General features: G+C 71.1%; 5 protein-coding genes and 1 pseudogene. 5 read left to right on the forward strand and 1 reads right to left on the reverse strand.

Annotated features, from left to right (window positions below; translation table 11 throughout):
• Positions 1-158 precede the first annotated feature (158 nt).
• On the forward strand, positions 159-1,049 hold the full coding sequence (locus ACILRF_RS14405) for a metallophosphoesterase family protein (protein WP_395674076.1): 891 nt from the start codon (positions 159-161) through the stop codon (positions 1,047-1,049).
• Here ACILRF_RS14405 and ACILRF_RS14410 read toward each other — a convergent pair.
• The gene (locus tag ACILRF_RS14410; RefSeq protein ID WP_395674078.1) at positions 1,022-1,480 is read right to left on the reverse strand and encodes a DUF2141 domain-containing protein; all 459 of its coding nucleotides are present in this window, start codon (positions 1,478-1,480) and stop codon (positions 1,022-1,024) included. The genes ACILRF_RS14405 and ACILRF_RS14410 overlap by 28 nt on opposite strands.
• 80 nt (positions 1,481-1,560) lie before the next feature.
• Between ACILRF_RS14410 and ACILRF_RS14415 the strand changes: the two genes are divergently transcribed.
• The 4 genes and pseudogenes from ACILRF_RS14415 to ACILRF_RS14430 form a co-directional block, all read left to right on the forward strand.
• A complete protein-coding gene (locus ACILRF_RS14415) occupies positions 1,561-1,995 on the forward strand; it encodes an HIT family protein (protein WP_395674080.1) in 435 nt (144 codons plus the stop codon).
• A gap of 15 nt (positions 1,996-2,010) precedes the next feature.
• On the forward strand, positions 2,011-3,201 hold the full coding sequence (locus ACILRF_RS14420) for an LptF/LptG family permease (RefSeq protein ID WP_395674082.1): 1,191 nt from the start codon (positions 2,011-2,013) through the stop codon (positions 3,199-3,201).
• On the forward strand, positions 3,198-4,253 hold the full coding sequence (locus ACILRF_RS14425; RefSeq protein WP_395674084.1) for an LptF/LptG family permease: 1,056 nt from the start codon (positions 3,198-3,200) through the stop codon (positions 4,251-4,253). Before ACILRF_RS14420 ends, ACILRF_RS14425 begins: the two co-directional genes overlap by 4 nt.
• 2 nt (positions 4,254-4,255) lie before the next feature.
• Positions 4,256-4,821, forward strand: a pseudogene (locus ACILRF_RS14430) (dATP pyrophosphohydrolase); the annotation flags it as partial.

Raw genomic sequence — 4,821 nt, forward strand, 5'->3', positions numbered from 1 at the left:
CCCGGTCATGCCCCAGATCCGGGCCGCGCCGCCGCTCACGACGACGCCCTGCGTCCGCTGGTTCGTTCCCGACTCGCTCAAAGCCCCGATCACCCCTATCCAGTGCTGGCGGACTTGATAGCCAGATTGCCCGCCGCCTGGCCAGAATCCTTACCGACGTGACGACGTTTCGCATCGCCCACCTCTCCGATCCGCACCTGCCGCCGCCGGCGATGCGGCGGTCGCTGCGCGACATCTTCTCCAAGCGCACCCTGAGCCGGCTGGCCTGGCGGCGGAAGCGCAACCATCACTCGCCGGCCGTGCTCGCCGACCTCGTCGCCGATCTCCAGGCGCAACGTCCGGACCACATCGCCCTGACCGGCGACCTGACGAATTTTTCGACGCCCGAGGAACTGGCCGCCGCCCGCCGCTGGCTGGAGGACCTAGCGCCGCCGGAACAGCTGACCGTCAGCCCGGGCAACCACGACGCCCTGATCGCCGCCGACGGCGACCGCTTCGCACCCTGGCGTCCCTGGCTGGGCGACGAGCCGGGCGCTGGCTTCCCGGCGGTGCGGGTTCGCGGCCCCGTGGCCCTGATCAACCTCTGCTCGGCGACGCCGACGGCGCTGCACCTGGCCCAGGGCCGGCTGGGGCAGGATCAGATCGCGCGGCTGGCCGAGAACCTGCGCGCGCTCGGCGAGGCTGGACTGTTCCGACTGGTGCTCGTTCACCACCCGATCGCGACCGGGGCGGTGTCGGCCCGAAAGTCCCTCGTCGACGCCGAGGCCCTGCGCCAGGTGCTGCAACGCGAGGGCGCCGAGCTCGTCCTCCACGGCCATGCCCATGAGGCGCTGACCATGCAGGTTGCAGGTCCGGCGGGCCCGATCCCGGTGCTCGGCGTGCCCTCCGCATCGGCGATCGCCGGGCACGGCGAGGCGGCGCGTTGGCACGAGCTGGCGATCGCCCGGGGCGCGGAGGGCTTCGTCACCGAGGTCATCGCGCGCGGCCTCGGTCCTGAAGGCGCCTTCGCCGAGCTTGGCCGCTACCGGCTGGTCTCGCCGCGCAGATAGCGCATCCGGACCTCCAGGGCCGCGCCGGCCGGCGGCAGGGCGAAACGCGTCGCCTCGAACGACGGCAGGCCGAACCGGGTCGGCGGGTCGTTGGAGAAGGCGAATCCTTCCAGCGGCCGGCCCAGGCGTGAGCGGTCGTAATCCTGGTTGCCGTTGGCGTCGTGATAGACCGCCACCGCATAGGCCCCCGGCGGAAGCCAGAAACAGGCGCTGGTCGTCGGCGCCTGGGCCGCCGTCCTGACCCGGGCCAGCTTGCCGCCTGCCGAGAGGAAACGCCGCCGCTGGTCGGGATAGACCGTCACCGCCACCTCCCCGGCCGACGACTGGACGCCGAGCACCCGGATGACCAGCCGGGCCGCCCCGGCCGGCGCGCTGCCTTCACAGGTCTCGGCCGAACGCGCCGCGCCCGGCAGCGCGATCGCGAGGGCCATGACCGCCATTCGGGCTTTCATCCGGTCTAGGCCCTCCCTATGATGGCCGCGACAGCGCCAGCGGCCTGTCCCGACGGACAATGACCAACCCTACAGCGCTGAAATTCGGGTATCCAAGAACCCTGGTCGCCGAAACCGACCATTGGCTGGTCCTCGCCCGCCCGCAACAACCCACGCTTGGATCCCTGGTTCTGGTCTGCAAGGACCGCGCCGAGGCCTTCTCCGAGATCTCCGCCGAAGCATTCGCCGATTTCAAGTCGGTGGTCGACGGCGTCGAGCGGACCCTGCGGAGCTTCGTCGCCTACGAGAAGATCAACTACCTGATGCTGATGATGGTGGACCGCGACGTCCACTTCCACGTCATCCCCCGCTACGCGGGCGCGCGGCAGCGCGACGGCCGCAGCTTCTCCGACGCCGGTTGGCCGGGGCAGCCGGCGCTGTCTCCGGCCGTCGCATTGGATGACGGCGAGGGTGAACGACTGGCCGTCGACCTCGCCGCCCTCTGGCGCGCCTAGTTCAGCAGGCCGCCGTTGCGCATCATCGACAAGTACGCCCTGAAGCTCATGCTCTGGCCCCTGCTGGGCTCGATGCTGGTGACCCTGGTCGGCCTGCTCCTCGAACGCGTCTTGCGGCTCCTGGACATGCTGTCGAGCAGCAGCAACCGCTTTGGCTTCCTCACCGAACTGACCGCCAACCTCGTCCCGCACTACCTCGGCCTGACCCTGCCGGCCGCCTTCTTCATCTCGCTGTTCGTGGTGATCTCGCGGCTCAACCAGGATTCGGAGATCGACGCCCTTCTGGCCAGCGGCGTCTCGTTCAGCCGCATCGTCGCGCCGTACCTCGGGCTCGGCGTCGTCCTGATGTGCATCAGCCTGGTGCTGTTCGGCTATGTGCAGCCCTATTCCCGCTATGGGTATCGCGCCGTCCTGTTCGCCGCCGAGAACGCCGGCTGGAGCGGCAGCATCCAGGGCGGGATGATCGTTTCGCCGAACGATCGGCTGGTGATGACCGCCAACAGCGCCGACGCCGCCGGCCGGCGGCTCGGCGGGGTGTTCATCCGTCAGGTCGACGACGACGGCCGCCACCAGGTGATCACCGCCCGCCTCGGCCAGCTGCGCACCAACGCCGACCGCGAATCGGCCACCCTGACTCTCGAGAACGGCCTGCAGCTCGGCGAGAACAGTCGTGGCGAACCCGAGGTGCTCAGCTTCGACACCTTCAGCCTGCGTGTGCCCCTCAGCGGAGCCTCGCGGCTGCTGCGCGCCCGCGGCGGCGACGAGCGCGAGCTCACCCTCGGCGAACTGCTGCGCGAGGCCGGAGAGCCGCAATCCATCGTACCGCGCCAGACCCTGATCGCCGAGTTCCTGGCAAGGCTCAGCCGCGCCCTGTCGCTTCCCCTGCTGCCGCTGCTCGCCTTGCCGCTCGGCCTCGCCGCCAAACGCCGGGGCGCCGCGCCCGGCATGATCGTCGCCGGCCTGCTGCTCCTCGCCTTCAACCAGCTGCTGCAGTTCGGCCAGGGGCTGGCGGCCGGCGGCGGGGCGCCGGCGATCCTGGCGGTCGGCGCGCCATTCCTCGCCTTCGCCGCCATCTGCATCGCCACCTTCGTCACCAGCCGCAAGCGACCCGGAGAGACCCCCGTCGGCCTCCTGGTCGAGTACGTCGCCGACGCCCTCTACCGCGCCCACAAGAAGCTCAAACTCCGGCGGAAGGTCGTCGCATGACCCTCCGCGGCCACGTCGTCCGCATCGTCGGCATGCAGGTGCTCGCCGCCCTGGCCGTGCTGATGGGCGTGCTCCAGGTGCTCGATCTGCTCGACATCACGCCCGAGATCGTCGAGCGCGGGTTGGGGACCCTCGGCATCCTCAAGTACAGCGCCCTGCGACTGCCGCGGCTGTTCGAGCAGGCCGCGCCGCTGGCCGCCCTGGCCGGCGGCCTCTTCGGCTTCACCCGCCTGGCCCGCGACAGCGAGGTCACCGCCATGCGCGCCGCGGGGGTCTCCGCATATCGCCTGGTCATCATGGCCCTGCCGATCGGTGTCTTCCTGATGGCCGCCCAGGTGCTCAGCGGCATGGCCGTCGCGCCCTACGCCGACAGGGCGCTGGCCGACTGGTGGCGCGAGACCACTCCGGCCGCCGGCCGCAAGGCGGCCGCCGCCGAGACCTTCCGCGTCGGCCCGGACATCGTCATCGGCGTGCCCTCCCCGGACGGGGGCCGCCTGACCGATGTCACCATCTACCGGCGCAAGGCGGACGGTCAGCTGCTCCAGACCCTCGCCGCCCCGGCGGCGACCTACCGTCAGGACGGCTGGCTGCTCCAAGCGCCCGTGGTGGAAACCGTCGCCCCCGGCCAGGCCCAGGTCGCCCGCCCGCCGCAGTTGCTCTGGAAGGGCGACCTGACGCCGACGGAGGTCGAGGCCGTCGTCTCCGGCGCCCCGCTGAGCCCGGGAGTCGCCGCCGCCGCCGCCCGCGGCGAAGGCGCGGTGCGGCCGCGAAGTTATTACCAAACCCAGCTGCAGCGCTTCATCGCCGATCCGGCGGCCTGCCTGGTCATGCTGCTCATCGCCCTGCCGGTCGGGCTTGCCAACTTCCGCAGCGGACGCGGCGGCGTGGTGCTGGTCCTGTGTCTGGCGGCCGGCCTGCTGTTCCTCGTCGTCGACGGCGTGTTCGTGGCCGTCGGAGAAGGCGGGCTCGCTCCCGCGTGGCTCGCCGCCTGGGCCGGCCCGGCTTTGTTCGCCGGCCTCGCCTTCACCGCCCTCCTCCATTTGGAACGCTGACCATGGCCGGCCCCGTGGTCCTGATCCCGGTGACGACGCCGGCCGAGCTCGAACGCTTCGTCCGCTTGCCGATGCGGCTGCAGCGCGACGACCCCAACTACATCCCGCCGCTGATGATGGAGCGCCGCGAGGCTCTGTCGCCGAAGGTCAATCCGTTCTTCCAACACGCCGAGGTCCAGCTCTGGCTCGCCACCCGCGACGGCCGCGATGTTGGCCGGATCAGCGCCCAGATCGACCGACTGACGCCGGCGGCCATGGGCCCCGCCGGCCACTTCGGCATGATCGCCGCCGAGGACGACGCAGAGGTGTTCGCCGCCCTCTTCGCCGCCGCCGAAGCTTGGCTGCGCGAGCGCGGCCGTGATCGGGTGCTCGGACCGTTCAACCTGTCGATCAACGAGGAAGTCGGCCTGCTGATCGACGGCTTCGACACGCCGCCGATGGTGATGATGGGCCACGATGCGCCTTATGCCGCCGGGCGCATCGAGGCCCTCGGCTACGCCAAGGCCAAGGACGTCTTCGCCTATCTCGCCGACACCACGGCCGCCCTGCCGGCGCGCGTCATGGCCCG

Origin of the sequence: Phenylobacterium sp. (genome assembly GCF_044236515.1) — a bacterium.
Taxonomy (GTDB): Bacteria; Pseudomonadota; Alphaproteobacteria; order Caulobacterales; family Caulobacteraceae; genus Phenylobacterium.